Origin of the sequence: Enterovibrio norvegicus, assembly GCF_002876705.1 — a bacterium.
GTDB lineage: Bacteria > Pseudomonadota > Gammaproteobacteria > Enterobacterales > Vibrionaceae > Enterovibrio > Enterovibrio norvegicus_B.
On the sequence record NZ_MDAG01000013.1, the window covers coordinates 57,891 to 73,780 of the forward strand.

Here is a 15,890-nt window from a genome sequence, read left to right on the forward strand (position 1 = left end):
CCTTAAATAACGCTTAAATCAATCCGACTTCTTTCAGTCTGGCATCTAATCGAGAGAACACCTGACGCGTGTTTCCATTGAAGATCTTAGCTTTGTCTTGATCGCTCAATGACGAACCATCAATGTAGCGCTTTGTATCATCGAAGAAATTGCCCGTTTGCGGGTCTATACCACGCACCGCGCCAATCATTTCAGATGCAAACAAAATGTTATCTTTAGGCACCACTTCAAGCAGTAAATCAATGCCTTCTTGGTGGTACACACAGGTATCAAAGAAGATGTTGTTTCCCATGATGTCGTTCAGTGGCGGTAAGCCCATCATGTCGCACAAACCACGGAAGCGTCCCCAGTGATACGGCACAGCGCCACCGCCGTGCGGCACGATGAACTTCAACTCAGGGAAATCTTTGAACAAGATTTTCGACATCATCAACTGTTGGAACGCCGTGGTGTCAGCACCCAAATAATGCGAACCCGTGGTGTGGAAACAAGGGTGGCAACAGCCACTCACGTGGATCATCGCGGGCACGTCCAATTCACACATTTTCTCGTAAACCGGGTAGTAGTATTTGTCATCCAATGGCGGCGCTGTCCAATAGCCACCCGATGGATCCGGGCTCAAGTTACACCCGACAAACCCAAACTCTTTCACACAGCGCTCAAGCTCTGCTGCACTCGCGGTTAAATCCGCTTCAGGAGACTGAGGGAGTTGCGCCGCACCAATGAAGTTTTGTGGGTAAAGCTCAGCAATGCGGTGAATGAGTTCGTTACAGTGCTCCGTCCAATACTTGCTCGTGGTTTGGTTGCCAATGTGGTGCCCCATCCAGCTTGCACGCGGCGAAAAGATCGTCACGTCTGTGCCGCGCTCGTTTTGTAGCTTCAACTGCGCGCCTTCAAGGCTGTCACGAATTTGGTCATCGGAAATGTTCACCACGCCTTTGACATGATCAAACAAAGGATCGATCGCCAATTCAGCTTTCTGTTGGTCACGATAGTCACCCAATTCATTCGGTGCCGTTGTGTAGTGACCATGACAATCAATAATTAGCGTATCCGTGCTCATTCCAAATCCTCCAAAACATCTACATAGCGAAAACCCGCGTCTTCCAACTTAGGGCGCATGTTGTACATGTCTAACCCCAAAATGCCGGTGGCGAGTTTCTGTCTTTTATCTTCTTCCAATGCCGCACGCGCTTTCGCTGCTGCTAATACCGTTTCAGCCTGGTCTTTTGGCACAACACACACGCCATCGTCATCCGCAACAATCACATCACCCGCATAAATGGGTTGATCGCCACAAACAACGGGCACGTTTACCGACCCTAATGTCGCCTTCACCGTGCCTTTGATAGACACCGCTTTTGACCACACGGGGAAATGCATTTCTGTCAGGTCTTTCGTGTCACGTACACCCGCATCAATGATCAGCCCTTGCACGCCGCGTGCTTGGGCAGACGTTGCCAGCAAGTCACCAAAATAACCGTCAGTACACGGCGAGGTGGTCGCAATCACCAGCACATCGCCGGGCTGACACAACTCAATCGCCACATGCACCATCCAGTTGTCACCAGGTTGTGCCAAAACAGTGACTGCACTGCCTGCGATTTGCGCACCAGAATAAATCGGACGCAGGTTATGGTTAAGGTTGCCTGTTCGCGCTTGGGCTTCATGCACAGTGGCACTTCCGCACGCCGCAAGGCCCTCCAATACTTCCTTGTCAGCACGTTCGATGTGTCGAACGGCGACGCCTTGGATTGTTCTCATAGACATACTGCTTTCCTTAGTCGTCAAAACCGTAGAGGCGTGCTGGATTGTCCACCAAAATCTTCTTCTGCGTCGCTTCATCACGAGCAATCAAAGGCACGAGATCCAGCAGGTCAGCATCGTTTGGCATGTGTTTTTTGATGTTCGGGTGCGGGTAGTCTGTGCCCCAAAGGATGCGATCAGGCGCGACTTCCACCAGCCCTTGTGCATATGGCACTGCATCGTAAAAAGGTGGCGCAATAGCGATGCGTTCAGAACCGCACACCTTCACCCACCAGTTATCGCGCTGCATGAAATCAAGCAGAATTTGATACGCTTTTTGACCCACACCTTCCGTGGTCGGCACGCGGCCCATGTGGTCAACCACAATGTCCATGTCGAAACGGTTGAAGAAGTCTTCGTAGCGGATGATGTCTTCCGCATTAACGTGAATCACCAAATGCCAACCGAATGGCTTCACGCGCTTCAACACCCTTTCCATCATTTCAAGGTTGGGTGCGCCGCCAAGGTGGGTCACGAAGTTAAAGCGAATGCCGCGAACACCGCCTTCATGAAGATCCTGAAAGTCATTCTCGGTAAACGAATCATCCGCCATGCACACGCCACGGTAAGCACCATTGCTCGTCGCAATCGCATCCATCATGCTGCGGTTATCACGGCCATGACAGCTTGCCTGTACCAATACTGCGCGAGAAATACCGAGCTTATCGTGCATACGCTTAAGTGCGTCTTTACCCGCATCAGGCGGCCAGTACGTCGCGGTATCCGCATAAGGGAATTGCGCGTGCGGGCCAAACACATGGCAATGGGCATCGCATGCATTCGCGGGTGCCACAAATCGCGGTGTGCGCGTATCGTTATCAGGTGGCATACAACTTGGTTTGGTCATTCCGTGACTCCTGTGCAATCGATGAGTGACTGCGTTTTCACTGTTTGTTTAAAGCACTGGCTCTCGTGCTTTCGGTTCATAAGTGCTTTCTATTAATAGACTTTCTTGGGCAAATAAAGCTCGCCTTTCGCGAGCAAACGCGCCGTTCTGACTAACCCAGCGCGCTGCACTGCGCCAGAGGAGTCGAACGTCAACGTCATGGAGAATTCCCCTGAAGGGTGTTCAACGGACAAGGTTTTCACCAAGCCGTCAGGTATGGAGGCAATCCCCTCTGCGACCGAGCCTGATAAAGCACATGCCGTCGCAACGGACACTGCGCCCAACACGCCAATGGCAGAGTGGCAAACATGAGGGATAAACGTACGGGAAGAGACATTGCCGCCCTCAACAGGCGAGGCAATCAAACACATTTTTGGCACGACCTTGTCAGTGACATCCCCGAGATTCATCGCCGCGCCTGCTTTTAAACGCACCGCTTCAATGCGCGCTTTCAGCTCGGCGTCGTTATTCAACGCATCGGCACTTTCGTAGCCTGTCACGCCAAAATCATCGGCGCGCATCACCACAACGGGCATGCCGTTATCGATGCAGGTTACTTCGTAGTCGCCATCGAGGCCTTCAAACGTGTCGCGGGTGTTTCCGGTAGGAAGCAACGCCCCGGTGATCGAGCCAGCAATATCTTGGTAATGACAAATCACGGGAGAGGCTGTACCGGGCACGCCATCGATCGCAGCATCCCCGTCGTACTTCACGTCACCGTTGGGTGTTTCGATTTCTAAATCACAGCGATTGCCGCTGTTGGTCATCGATACACGTACTGTTGTTTTGGGATGGGTCGCTTCAACAAGGCCAGATTCAATGGCAAAGGCACCGACACCCGCCAGAATGTTTCCGCAATTGGGCGTGGTGTCTACGCGGTTTTCACCCACCACCACTTGTACAAACAGGTAATCGACATCGCAGTCAGCATCCGATGAGGCTGAGACCACCGCCACTTTGCTCGTTAATGGGTTTGCACCGCCTAATCCATCGATTTGGCGCGCATCACGACCAACGGCATCGAGAATGGCTTGGTTTCTCTTTTCAACATCTTCCGGCAAGTCACTTGCAAGGAAATAAATGCCTTTGGAGCTTCCGCCTCTGAGCTGCATATAAGGGATCGAAACCATGTCTTCCTGACCTTCGCATGAGTAATACGGTGAGAATAGTCATGATATTGCTCGCAATAAATTCAACTTTTTTACATTTTGTTGTACATTTTTAACATTACTGACTTTTGAAGCACGAGTGTGATGTCAAACATCCCCCATTACTTTCTTTACGGTGAAGAACAGCCAGAAGGCTCGCCGGATTACATGCACATCGCGCGTCTTGAGCAATCGCTGCCAAAACACAACTGGGAAATACACCCTCATCGGCACGATGACCTTCACCAATTGATGATCCTTGAATCCGGTTCAATGACAGCGCAAATCCGTGAAAGCAGCGCCGAATACCGCGGAGGCTGTGTGCTTTCCATTCCCGCAAAAGAAGTGCACGGTTTTATCCACCAGCCAGGAGTGACGGGATTTATTCTGTCGATATCCCAGCCCTTCATCTTGAGCTTGTTCAACGAAGCCGAACGTCAGGCACTTTCATCCCTCTTTCGCGAGCCGTTAGTGATCCCGATTACAGAAGGCAGGAATGTCGTTGAATTGAAATCTCTCGGAGAGCGCTTGTTGGCCGAATACCAAGGGCGCGAGAAAGGGCAAGCCTCCATGATTGGAGCTTACTTGAAGGTGGTGTTCATCTTGTTGAGTCGACACACTCAGCACCGAGAGCCTATACAAGCATCCGACGCGAAAACCGCCCTGTTCGAGAAATTCACTGCATTGGTTGAGCTTCACTATCATCAGCATTGGAGCGTCAATGAATACGCTGCCGAACTGGGTTTAAGCCAAGGTCAGCTAAACCGAACTTGCCAACGCAGCGCTGACCTACAGGCATTGGAGATCATTCATGGAAGGATTGTGGATGAAGCAAAACGCCTGCTGATTTTCACCCAGCTTTCTTCGAAAGAGATTGGCTATCAACTCGGCTTTAAAGACCCGGGATATTTTTCTCGCTTCTTTACTCGCCACGTTGGCCAAGCACCCAAACAATTCCAACAACAGTTGCTCCGAGAGCAGGTAAAGCAGCAACAGTAACCGGCATTCCTCTGATTAAGACAACTTGGCAAGCTCCATGCATTGTTACCCCTAACCGGTGATGCCGTGTCGATAACCTCGTGAAATCGTGTCAGTTTGCGATAACATTACGCAAAATCACTCTCAAATTGAGAAGTGCATTTTGAGAAAACGCATTTTCACAATCGCACACCTCACCTTCGTTGCTGTGGGAGAAAGTCGATGAAATTTTCGCGTTTACCTCTGTGGTTCAAATACGTCACCTTGGTACTGTTATTGACCGCAGGCCTAAGCTACGTGGCGGGTGAAGCCATTCGTTCATTCGAAAAACGCTACCTTGAACAACAGCTCGACAACCAAATCAAATCGAATTTTTCAGCCTTAGCCACCACCTTTTCTGGCGATGTCATTGCCAAGCAAAGCGGGGATTTGAACGAAAAACTCGAGCAGCTTGCCGTGCATTACCCCGACCTATGCTACGTCTCCATTCTTAACAACAACGGCCTTGAAGTGGGGCAATGGGGGGATCGCCCGCATGATGACAACCCCATGGCATTGAATTTCACGAACAATGTGCAGCACAACAGCGAGCGTGTCGGCTCTATGCGCATTTCCCTCAGCAAAAAAAACATGCTGCAAGAAATAAACATGCACGTTGAGAAAATGCGCATGTACACCGCCGCGACCTTACTGTCACTGGCAGGGTTAATTTACCTACTCTCCCAAGTGCTGATCATCTCGCCCATTTCACGCATCAATCAACGCTTATTGTCTTTGGCGCATGCTGAAATAAAACTCAACAGAGGGCAGGATGAACTCACCCGACTTGATAACAGCGTCGGCATGTTGGCCCAACACATCAAAAAACAAGAAGATCGCGAAATAGAACTCCACCAAGCGCGCAATGCAGCAGTCGCTGCAAACGTCGCAAAATCACAGTTCATCGCCACCATGAGCCATGAAGTTCGCACACCCATGAACGCCATCATGGGCGCACTCGACATCTTGAAAGAAGAGAAACTCCCCACACACTGTGAAACCTTGACGGAAATGGCAGATGACGCCGCCAACCTGCTACTGAGCCAACTCAACGACATCCTTGATTACTCAAAAATTGATGTCGGCGCATTGAAGCTAGAGGAAACAGAGTTTGATATCAGCGAGCTCGGCAGAAGCGTGCTGGGACTGTTCGAAGCATCAGCACGAGAAAAAGGCATCACCCTGACGTTTGACGATGAATTAAACCACCGTTTTCTCGCCACCTCCGACAAAGGCAAGCTCTCGCAAGTGCTGACAAACCTTGTCGGTAATGCCCTCAAGTTCACCAAAGAAGGCGAAGTCGAACTTGTGATGACGCATGCTTTCCCGAAAGGAGTGTGCATTCAAGTCCGCGATTCCGGCATCGGTATCGAAGAAGCTTACCAGTCCATCATCTTTGAGCCCTTCACCCAAAAAGACGCCACCTTCTCCCGCAAATATGGCGGTGTCGGCATGGGATTGGCCATTTCGAGCAAGCTCGTAGAATTACTTGGCGGCGAATTAACCCTCAACAGCAAAGTGGATGTCGGCAGTGAGTTTATGATCCAACTGCCTTGCCAAATGCACTATCCCGAAGAGTCGAATTACGAGGCCGAGCAACGCCGCCCATACCGTCCAGCGCGTGAAACCAGCATTTTGTTGGTGGAAGACAACCCTGCCAATCAATTGGTGGCGCGCACCATGCTAGAACGTTCAGGCTTTAACGTCGTGACCGCCAACAATGGCAAAGAAGCCATTGAAGCGATCAGCAAAGAACACTATGAGATGATTTTGATGGATTTGCAGATGCCAGAAATGGACGGATTTGAAGCCTGCGAAGTGATCAGAACACTTAACGAGCAAGGACGAACCCTCCCCATTCTTGCCATGACCGCCAATGTGAGCGATCAAGACAAAGAGAAATGCAAACGTGTCGGCATGGATGATTTCCTCGCGAAACCTGTCAGCAAGAAACGCATGATTGATGTGATTTCGAATTGGTCAGGAAGGAAGCATTTGGCGTTTGATGCTTAAGAGCAGGGGCGAGGAGGAGCAGGTCCTAGGAGCTAGGAAGAGCAAGACCTAGGAAGAGCAGATTTGAGATTCGAGAGAGAGCAGAAGCGAGAAAGGGCGAGAGCAAAAGCGAGAGATAACAGATTAAGAGAAATCTGTTCGAATCTTGCCTTCTCGCAATCTCGTAATCTCGCGTTCTCACAATCTCGCTCCTAGAGCCATGCGACGGCGAAAACTGCCGTTGAAAGGCCGACGCATAACCCGACGATGACATCACGCCAATGGTGTTTTAAAGCCTTCACACGCCCTAATCCCACCAGCATTGCCATTCCATAAGACAGCAAACCGATGATCCAGCCGTAGCTCATGGCGAGCACGGTCGAGGCAGCAAAGGCGTTGGCGGTGTGGTTTGAAGGGAAACTGTCGTTGCCGCTTTTGTCAGGGCGTTTGGCGTCTATCAACATTTTACCGAGTAACCCAATGCCCGACGCGATTGCGATGATGTATCCCGCGAACTTAAAGTCGCCCCACTCGCCATGCAAGACAGGAAACGCAACAGCGGTGGCGACCAAGCCATAGACACCCACATCGCTCACCACCTGCCAGTTAAGCGAACTGGAGTAGTGAACAAAAATGCACACCCACAAGGTAATCAGCAGTAAAGCAGGATAGAGAATCGTCATCAGGCGTCAGTTCGTCTACATCCAAAACAGAACATTGAGTATGTCAGACTCTCGCGGCCAGTAACCTTATACAATGTAAGTAAATATTGCTCACGTGCGCGGACAGACGCGCGACACAGAAATAACGCCCCGCAAATAACACGGCATGTGATTTTGGATGACAACGCACACCACGGCTAACGCAGTATGTTTGTAAGTTGACCGATTGGTCAGTTACCACTAGTTTTTTTATAGTGGAGCGCATACGGAAAAACCGCTCCCTTGTCTTCATATCTATCAAGAATGTCACTAAGACAGGTAACAGACCCCTTCTTCATACAGCATCGAAACGGGAGAAATCATCGTCACCAACGCCAATTGTCATATTTCGTTGGCAGTGTGAACACTTCATACCTAGGGTGACCACAACCAAAACGTGTAAGGGAGAATCTTATGGAAGACTTTATCCGACACTTACCAAAAGTAGAGCTGCACCTTCACATCGAAGGTTCATTAGAACCCGAGCTGATGTTCAAATTGGCGGAACGTAACGGCATTTCCCTGCCCTACGCCAATGTGGAAGAAGCGCGCGCGGCTTACCATTTCCATAATCTTCAATCTTTTCTGGATATCTATTATCAAGGTGCCAATGTTCTGATCACAGAGCGCGACTTCTTCGACCTGACATGGGCGTATTTGATGCGTTGTAAAGCCGACAACGTCATGCACACAGAGATCTTCTTCGACCCACAAACGCACACCGATCGAGGCATCGCGTTCGATACCGCCGTTAACGGCATCTATCACGCGCTACGACAAGGCGAAAAAGAGCTGGGCATCTCCAGCAAACTCATCATGTGTTTCCTGCGCCATCTGTCAGAAGACGCCGCGTTTGAGACGCTAGAGCAAGCTAAACCCCACCTTCACCGCCTTGTGGGTGTCGGGTTAGATTCGTCAGAAGTTGGGCACCCGCCCGAAAAGTTCGCCCGCGTTTTCGCAGAAGCACGAGCACTGGGGTTAAAGGCCGTAGCACATGCTGGCGAAGAAGGCCCAGCCAGCAACATTTGGGATGCGATGCGCCTTCTGCATGTCAATCGCATCGATCATGGTGTGCAATGTGTGCAAGACCCCGAACTTGTGCAAGAGCTAGCGCATACACGCATGCCGCTGACCGTCTGCCCGCTGTCGAACACCAAGTTGCGCGTGTTCGACAAGATGGAAGATCACAATGTCCTTTCCCTGTTAGATGAAGGGCTGTGCGTGACGGTTAACTCGGACGACCCTGCGTTTTTTGGCGGCTACATGAATGACAACTTCCTCGCGCTGAGTGCCGCACTTTCGCCATCAAAAGAACAACTTACCCAGTTGTCTAGAAATGCTATCGAAGCAGCATTTTTAAACGAAGATGAGCGTAAACTTCTGATTCAAAATCTGGACGACTTTTGGGCGAAGCACGGCATACACTGAATGAGACCCTAGAAGCCAGACGATACTTAAAAATAAAGCGGGGATTGCCCCGCTTTATTCATGTCAGAGGAACACTCATGAAAGCGCAACAACTAACCCTTGCAGCTCTTATCGCTTCTCAAGCCGCATGGGCAGAAAGCCCACCTCGATTTTACGCCGATACGATTTACCGCAACGCCAACGTCATTACCGTGAATGATGCACAGCCTTCAGCGGAAGCCGTGGCCATTCTTGACGGAAAAATATTGGGGGTTGGCAACGATGATTATGTCATGTCATTGGCCTCTGAACGTACCAAAGTGGTCGATTTAAAAGGCCTCACCATGGTGCCGGGCTTCATTGATGCTCATGGCCATGTGATGAACACCGGCCTTCAAGCCGTGTCTGCTAACTTGTTGTCACCACCCGACGGCCCTGTTACCGATATTGCGTCGTTACAAGATGCCCTGCGCCAATGGGCAAGCAAACCCGTCAACAAAGAGCAGGGATTCATCATTGGCTTTGGCTATGACGACTCACAGCTAAAAAAACAAGTACACCCTACCCGCTATGATTTGGATGCCGTCTCTACCGATGTGCCCATCATGATCATCCACCAATCAGGGCACTTGGGGGTATTGAACAGCAAGGCCCTCGACATGCTTGGCTTTACCGCCAAAAGCAAGAACCCACCCGGCGGACAAATTCGCCGCCTGCCAGACAGTGAAGAGCCGAGCGGTGTATTGGAAGAATCCGCGTTTTTCGGCGCGCTTATTCCGCTGTTCACGCAAATCAGCCCTGAAGAAAACGAGCTCCTGTTCCAAGCAGGCATGAAACTCTACTCAAAGTATGGCTACACCACCGCCCAAGAAGGCCGCACCATGTCTGACAGCGTGCACGCCATGTACGACATTGCGCAGAAAGAAAAGCTCTTGCTCGATGTGGTGGCCTATGTCGATATTCAACTGGGTACAGACACCATGAAAGCGCCTTTCTATGGCGAAGGCTATAAAAACGGTTTTCGTGTCGGCGGCGTGAAGCTAACACTAGACGGCTCGCCACAAGGTAAAACAGCATGGCTCACCAAGCCCTACCTTGTGCCACCTGAAGGCCAGAACGCGCAATATAAAGGCTACCCCATCATGTCGGATGAAGAAGCCGACAAATACGTGGCTATGGCGATGGAAAACAACTGGCAGATGCTCACCCATGTGAATGGGGATGCCGCCATCGACCAATACATTCACGCAGTAGAGAAAGCGACAAAAACCTACGGCGCTGGCGAACGACGATTTGTGGCGATTCATGCACAAACCGCCCGAGAAGACCAGGTGCAGTCATTCCACGATCTCAACATCATTCCGTCATTCTTCCCTATGCACACCTTCTATTGGGGCGATTGGCACGCGCAATCCGTGCTTGGCGACGCACGCGCTGAAAATATCTCTCCCACAGGCTGGGCGATGGACAGAGACATGATCTTTACCTCGCACCACGATGCCCCCGTCGCCTTCCCAGATTCCATGCGCGTGTATTCCGCCACCGTTAACCGCCTCACCCGCAGTGGACGTGTGCTCGGCAAAGACCAACGCGTGAATGCCATGACGGCACTCAAAGCACAAACTATCTGGTCGGCCTATCAGCATTTCGAGGAAGCCACAAAAGGCTCAATAGAGGTAGGTAAAGTTGCAGACTTAGTACTGCTCTCCGACGACCCACTAGAGATTAACCCGTTACAACTCGCCGACATTACGGTGTTGAGTACCATCAAAGACGGCAAAGTGATTTATGCACAACAACCCGACACCGCCGACCGAAGCTGCGCCGCATCGAAGAAATGTCAGGCACTCGCGACGCACACCATGATGATTGCGGGGCTGATTCCGCATAAGCATTGAGAGCAGAGGGCGAGATAAAAGAGATTTGAGGGACGAGATAGAAGATTAGAGATTAGAGATTAGAGATTAGAGATTAGAGATTAGAGATTAGAGCAGATAGCTACGGCCTAACGCTAGAAATTCGTTTTTCTCTCGCTCTAGCTCTTAATTTTTTGCTCGTTCTCGCACCTCGTACCTTTAATCTCGCCCCTTGTTTCGCTCTTCTTAATCAGCAATTTTAATCATTTAGAATGAATAAATTTGTAATCAAAGGCTGTGCTTTACATCCGCAATGTGAGATAACGTCGCCCTTGCAGCAACTCTGCAGACTCGGCGAAGGATGCCGATGCCACTCTTTTTAGCTCCATGTCCATCAAATCAAAGAACAATTCGCTCTCATACATTAAGGAGGATGTTGAGGCTTAAGAGGCTTTATGAATCAATTAATTTCTGTTGGTGCGCTTGAATCATTTATGATCGCCATTTTTGTGCTGTTCCTCGGCCACTTCATCAACGCACGAATTCCTGTACTAAAAAAATTCAATATTCCAGAGCCGATTGTCGGCGGTTTAGTCGTCGCCAGTGCCATCACAGTGTTGCACTTTAGAGGCATAGAACTCGATTTCCATTTGCCCTTACAACACACCTTTATGCTCATGTTTTTTGCCACGGTTGGCTTAGCCGCAAACTACACGCAGCTCATCAAAGGCGGCGCAAAAGTATTTATTTTCCTCGGTGTCGCATCGCTCTACATCATGATCCAAAACGGCATTGGTGTATCCCTTGCCACCGCCCTTGGTCTTGATCCGTTAATGGGGTTAATCGCAGGGTCCATCACTCTGTCTGGCGGACACGGTACAGGCGCAGCCTGGGCACAAACCTTCCAAGATGTTTACGGCATGAATAACGTGCTGGAAATCGCGATGGCATCTGCCACCTTTGGTTTGATCATGGGCGGCATCATTGGCAGCCCTGTTGCACAGCGCTTAATCGACAAAAACAAACTGCAATCTCAATACGGCGCGACCAACAAAACCCATGACCAATTCCCAGAACTCGTGACCTACAGCGAGAACGAAGAAGACAACGTCACCGCGAAGAAAGTGATCGAAACCCTGTTCATCTTGCTGATCTGTGTAACCGGCGCAAAATACCTAGAACAATGGGTAAGCAGCTTTAACATCACATGGCTAATGATCCCAGATTTCGTGTATGCGCTGTTCATTGGCGTGGTGATCACCAACGTGGTAGAAGTCACCAAAGTTCAGAAAATGGACGTAGACACCGTCGACATTCTCGGCACAGTGTCTCTCGCCCTGTTCCTCGCCATGGCATTGATGAGCCTAAAACTGTGGAACATTCTTGATCTGGCAGTGCCCTTCCTCATCATCCTGATTGTGCAATCCATGATGCTGGCAGTATTCACTTACTTCGTGACCTATCGCGTCATGGGGCGTAACTACGATGCCGCCGTTATCGCCAGTGGTCACTGTGGCTTTGGCTTAGGCGCAACCCCAACCGCCGTGATGAACATGGGCTCTGTGGTCAACCGCTTCGGCCCATCGCCACAAGCCTTCATGGTGGTGCCGATCGTCGGCGCATTCTTCATTGATATCGTTAACCTGATTATCTTGCAGGCGACGTTGACCATTATTGGTTAATGAACCTTGTTGCCGCTCTCTCTTGGGGGAGCGGTGATGTTCTGCACTTTTCTCTCCTTTCGAAATGCCCTCTATAAACAGCCTCTACGCACATCAATTGATAAGCCTGATTTATGTACCATGTCTAAAATCACATACTTTCGATATGCCTTCATTTTTATGCTGTGATAAATTTTACTGACTAATTTATCAATCACATTGCATGTTGGGTGATGGAGAGCGGACTAATAGGGCGAGTTGCCCGCTAATAAGTTGTTATGTTTCAAGGAGGAAGTAATGAAAACTCACACACTCTTTAGTGACAAGTCTTGTCTGTACGAGATCGCTAGACCTCATTATCCCGAAGCACTCTTTGAATATCTGGCAAAAGTTGCTCCATCGACTTTGCTGGCTTGGGACTGTGCTTGCGGAAATGGGCAGGCTGCCAATAGCTTAGTGCATTACTTTGAGCAAGTCGAAGCCACAGATGTAAGTAGTGAGCAAATCTCGAATGCTAAGCTGAACCCTAAAATCACATACTCTGTTTCTGCCTCTGAAAGTACAAGTTTTGCTGATAGTTCATTCGATCTTGTTTGCGTTGCTCAAGCATTGCACTGGTTTGATTTTGATGCCTATTGGCCGGAGGTAAAGCGTGTACTAAAGCCTAACGGCGTATTTGCTGCATGGGGATATACGTGGCCGAGTGTTGGCTTAGCTGTGGACAAAGTTTTCAAAGAAAGCATATTAAATGTTATTGAGCCGTATTGGGCTTCCCAAAATCGTCTACTTTGGGAGCATTATGAAAGTATTGAGCTCCCATTCTCTCGACTATCAACCCCAGAGATTAGGATGCAAGTGAATTGGAATCTTGATGAGTTTTTGAGTTTTGTTCGTACTTTTTCTGCTTCACGACGCTGTGTTGATGATATCGGTGATGGCTTTCTCCACGAAGCTCGCGAAGAACTCATTAAGGTGTGGGGATCAGAGACAACCAATAGGCTTATTGAATTAGATTTCGTGTTAATAGCAGGTAAGTTAGAAACAAAACAAACAATTTAGGAGTGATTCGGCACGCGTGGCATTTTTACTGTGCGTTAGTTTTAGTGTTTAAGGTGATATGCGGCAGCTACTGCAAGGACACACTGCGGGGACAGGCACTTTAAGTCCATTAGGTGCTGTGTCTAAGAGCGTCGCCTTAGAAATATCCAAGAGATAACAAAAACAATGACAGGTGACCACAAGATAAAAGTGATAATAAATGTATTCAATTTGGTTACAAAATCAGATTGTCTATATATAAGTTGCAGCGAAAAATATACAAGTTGTAGTGGCCAATTAAGCCAATTTTCAATCAACTCTGAGAGCACAAAACCTCTGCAGTAGAAATCAATCAACAAAAACTCATTGGCATAACAACCAACAAAGTCATTCTTTTTCTCGCCATGTTCAGGTCCAATATTTAGCGCGAAAATCAAAATATCGGCGAGTATTGCGGCTAACATCGTGAGCATCAACAGCCCCGACACATTTCTAGTTAAACATAAAATCTTTGTCATGAAATCCCAGAGAAACCTTCAAGATCCCTTTCCTAAAAAACAAAAACGCAAACCGAGCTAGTGCGAAAAATTTATCCAAAGCCACATTTAACCAGAGTGGATTATCAATACACGAGAGCCAGATCCTACAAGGTCCTTTAGCCAATAAGTGTCCCATCATTAAGCTATTGGGACACACCCTTCACTCAACACCAAACTCAAAAAGGGCGACCCATACGGTCGTCCTTTTTCAATCCGCTGGCCCAGAGAGGACAGAACTTTAATTCCGAGCACTGCACATTGAAATTGAATAAATTACGTTTAACTTCGAGAGTCTGTCTTGCAGTTGTGTACTCGGTACACCTTCCAACATCTCCTATCGGGCTCAATTCTGCAAAACCCCCAACGGCAAAAGAGCTCCAGCCTCAAGAGCGCCTCGTTTATATTATTGATATTATTGAATATTAGCTTAAACCCGCAAGACCTTTACATTTCTTCTCTCATTCTCAAAACCCATACTTTTTCGTGCAGCCTAATGAATTACTATCCCACTATACATACAAATAGTATGAAGCAGTATTTGCACGGAATTGCGTCAAAAAATCACCTAAGAAACAGAGGCATTATGGCCCTTTCGGTTGCAAAAGGATTTCAATAGACAAGGATTCGTCTATGCGTAGAGCAATATTTATCAGCTTGGCTTGTGTTCTTTCTCTGGTGTTAGGTGGCTGTAACAGCACAACACGAATTCAGGAAAACACTGTCACCAATAAAGAACACAAACTGGCACCAGGTATTACCCTCCCCCTAAAGCAGGATGTAGCAGTATATATACCAGCTTCCTTCCTCAAGACTGAATTTGTCCTTAGGGGCAACATACAAAAACCAGGTAAAGCGTTGACGGAGGCGACAGAGTCCCTCTTCAATAATTACTATTCAGCATTCTCCTGGTTTGAGCCTGGTAAAAGAGACAAAGCGTCTTTGGTTTTCAAGATTCACCCGAAGTGGGAAGCGGACGGTAATAAGATCGTGTCTAAAATGACATTTACCATCTTTGACCGCGATGGAAATACACTGTATAGCGACGTATCAACTGGAAAGAGTACCTTCAACCGCGACCAGTTGGACGCTGGCTTTTATAACGCTTCCTATACATCAATGCTTGGCATGTTGGTTAACTTTACCAATAAACATTCAGAAGAAATCAAGCAGCTTCGGTCTGGTGATATCAGCCACTTTGATCTTGAAAAGCTCATTGACGATAAACCAAAGAGTACGGGTACCGGTTTCTTTGTTAACAAACAAGGAGACATCGTTACCGCTGCGCACGTTATAAATCAATGTTTATTGGCGAAGGTTAAAGTGGATGACAAAGAGTTTATCGTGTCGCCGAATGCTCAAAGCAATCTGCTAGATCTCGCTGTTATCTCGAGCAACACGCCCCGTCAGTACTACCTCAACCAAACCAGTGCGGAAAGTCTCCCTTTGGGTTCAAAAATCACCCTGGTGAGCTACCCACTAAACGGACTGCTAGAAACATCACCCAACATCACATTTGGCAATATCACTTCTGTGAAGGGCTTAGCGGGCAGTAAAGGCATTTTCCAGTTCAGCGCACCAATACAGCCAGGCTCTAGTGGCGGTGCTCTTGTATCAGAGCAAGGTGAGGTGATGGGGGTAACGACAAGTACACTTAACGTCGCTTCACTGGTTAAAAGAGGGGTGATTCCTCAAAACGTTAACTTTGCTACGTCCCCTCAAATCCTTAAAAAGTTTTTGAAGAAAAACAGCATTCCTTTCTCAACACGCAAGAATACTAAACTCTCTCCGACTGAGCTTGCGCTTAAATCCGCTACGCCAATTGCGTGTTATCAATAAGGT

General features: G+C 48.6%; 12 protein-coding genes. 7 read left to right on the plus strand and 5 right to left on the minus strand.

Going from position 1 to position 15,890, the window contains the following annotated elements; all coding sequences use genetic code 11:
* Nucleotides 1-13: 13 nt before the first annotated feature.
* The 4 genes from BCT27_RS07880 to BCT27_RS07895 form a co-directional block, all read right to left on the minus strand.
* Entirely contained in the window at nucleotides 14-1,063 is a 1,050-nt protein-coding gene (locus tag BCT27_RS07880) for an amidohydrolase family protein (protein ID WP_102395489.1), read from the minus strand.
* Nucleotides 1,060-1,770 (minus strand): 4-carboxy-4-hydroxy-2-oxoadipate aldolase/oxaloacetate decarboxylase, encoded by a 711-nt coding sequence (locus BCT27_RS07885; protein ID WP_102395490.1) that lies wholly within the window; start codon nucleotides 1,768-1,770, stop codon nucleotides 1,060-1,062. Before BCT27_RS07885 ends, BCT27_RS07880 begins: the two co-directional genes overlap by 4 nt.
* A gap of 10 nt (nucleotides 1,771-1,780) precedes the next feature.
* Entirely contained in the window at nucleotides 1,781-2,653 is an 873-nt protein-coding gene (locus tag BCT27_RS07890) for an amidohydrolase family protein (protein ID WP_102318351.1), read from the minus strand.
* Between the two features lie 92 nt (nucleotides 2,654-2,745).
* Nucleotides 2,746-3,822 carry a 4-oxalomesaconate tautomerase gene (locus BCT27_RS07895; RefSeq protein ID WP_102395491.1) on the minus strand — a complete coding sequence of 359 codons (1,077 nt, stop codon included), beginning with the start codon at nucleotides 3,820-3,822 and terminating at the stop codon, nucleotides 2,746-2,748.
* Nucleotides 3,823-3,945: 123 nt separating this feature from the next.
* Here BCT27_RS07895 and BCT27_RS07900 point away from each other — a divergent pair, with 123 nt between their 5' ends.
* The gene (locus BCT27_RS07900; RefSeq protein ID WP_102395492.1) at nucleotides 3,946-4,839 is read left to right on the plus strand and encodes a helix-turn-helix domain-containing protein; all 894 of its coding nucleotides are present in this window, start codon (nucleotides 3,946-3,948) and stop codon (nucleotides 4,837-4,839) included.
* A 201-nt stretch (nucleotides 4,840-5,040) separates the two neighbouring features.
* Entirely contained in the window at nucleotides 5,041-6,870 is a 1,830-nt protein-coding gene (locus BCT27_RS07905) for a response regulator (RefSeq protein WP_102395493.1), read from the plus strand.
* Nucleotides 6,871-7,061: 191 nt separating this feature from the next.
* Here the strand turns inward: BCT27_RS07905 and BCT27_RS07910 are convergent, their stop codons facing one another.
* Nucleotides 7,062-7,532, minus strand: a complete 471-nt coding sequence (locus tag BCT27_RS07910; RefSeq protein WP_102318346.1) for a phosphatase PAP2 family protein — start codon at nucleotides 7,530-7,532, stop codon at nucleotides 7,062-7,064.
* Between the two features lie 432 nt (nucleotides 7,533-7,964).
* Between BCT27_RS07910 and BCT27_RS07915 the strand changes: the two genes are divergently transcribed.
* From BCT27_RS07915 to BCT27_RS07945, 5 genes are all read left to right on the plus strand, one after another.
* On the plus strand, nucleotides 7,965-8,978 hold the full coding sequence (locus tag BCT27_RS07915) for an adenosine deaminase (protein ID WP_102391728.1): 1,014 nt from the start codon (nucleotides 7,965-7,967) through the stop codon (nucleotides 8,976-8,978).
* Between the two features lie 77 nt (nucleotides 8,979-9,055).
* Nucleotides 9,056-10,855, plus strand: a complete 1,800-nt coding sequence (locus BCT27_RS07920) for an amidohydrolase (RefSeq protein ID WP_102395494.1) — start codon at nucleotides 9,056-9,058, stop codon at nucleotides 10,853-10,855.
* 413 nt (nucleotides 10,856-11,268) lie between these two features.
* Nucleotides 11,269-12,495: a sodium/glutamate symporter gene (gene gltS, locus BCT27_RS07925; protein WP_102395495.1), complete on the plus strand. Its 1,227-nt coding sequence runs from the start codon at nucleotides 11,269-11,271 to the stop codon at nucleotides 12,493-12,495.
* A 276-nt stretch (nucleotides 12,496-12,771) separates the two neighbouring features.
* Entirely contained in the window at nucleotides 12,772-13,533 is a 762-nt protein-coding gene (locus tag BCT27_RS07930; protein ID WP_102318342.1) for a class I SAM-dependent methyltransferase, read from the plus strand.
* A 1,148-nt stretch (nucleotides 13,534-14,681) separates the two neighbouring features.
* Nucleotides 14,682-15,887: a S1 family peptidase gene (locus tag BCT27_RS07945; protein ID WP_102318339.1), complete on the plus strand. Its 1,206-nt coding sequence runs from the start codon at nucleotides 14,682-14,684 to the stop codon at nucleotides 15,885-15,887.
* The last annotated feature ends 3 nt before the right edge of the window (nucleotides 15,888-15,890 follow it).

Excerpts from the sequence above, each read along its gene's own strand:
- BCT27_RS07880 (WP_102395489.1), bottom strand. The coding sequence starts at position 1,063 with ATGAGCACGGATACGCTAATTATTGATTGTCATGGTCACTACACAACG.
- BCT27_RS07885 (WP_102395490.1), bottom strand. The coding sequence starts at position 1,770 with ATGTCTATGAGAACAATCCAAGGCGTCGCCGTTCGACACATCGAACGT.
- BCT27_RS07890 (WP_102318351.1), bottom strand. The coding sequence starts at position 2,653 with ATGACCAAACCAAGTTGTATGCCACCTGATAACGATACGCGCACACCG.
- BCT27_RS07895 (WP_102395491.1), bottom strand. The coding sequence starts at position 3,822 with ATGGTTTCGATCCCTTATATGCAGCTCAGAGGCGGAAGCTCCAAAGGC.
- BCT27_RS07900 (WP_102395492.1), top strand. The coding sequence starts at position 3,946 with ATGTCAAACATCCCCCATTACTTTCTTTACGGTGAAGAACAGCCAGAA.
- BCT27_RS07905 (WP_102395493.1), top strand. The coding sequence starts at position 5,041 with ATGAAATTTTCGCGTTTACCTCTGTGGTTCAAATACGTCACCTTGGTA.
- BCT27_RS07910 (WP_102318346.1), bottom strand. The coding sequence starts at position 7,532 with ATGACGATTCTCTATCCTGCTTTACTGCTGATTACCTTGTGGGTGTGC.
- BCT27_RS07915 (WP_102391728.1), top strand. The coding sequence starts at position 7,965 with ATGGAAGACTTTATCCGACACTTACCAAAAGTAGAGCTGCACCTTCAC.
- BCT27_RS07920 (WP_102395494.1), top strand. The coding sequence starts at position 9,056 with ATGAAAGCGCAACAACTAACCCTTGCAGCTCTTATCGCTTCTCAAGCC.
- gltS (WP_102395495.1), top strand. The coding sequence starts at position 11,269 with ATGAATCAATTAATTTCTGTTGGTGCGCTTGAATCATTTATGATCGCC.
- BCT27_RS07930 (WP_102318342.1), top strand. The coding sequence starts at position 12,772 with ATGAAAACTCACACACTCTTTAGTGACAAGTCTTGTCTGTACGAGATC.
- BCT27_RS07945 (WP_102318339.1), top strand. The coding sequence starts at position 14,682 with ATGCGTAGAGCAATATTTATCAGCTTGGCTTGTGTTCTTTCTCTGGTG.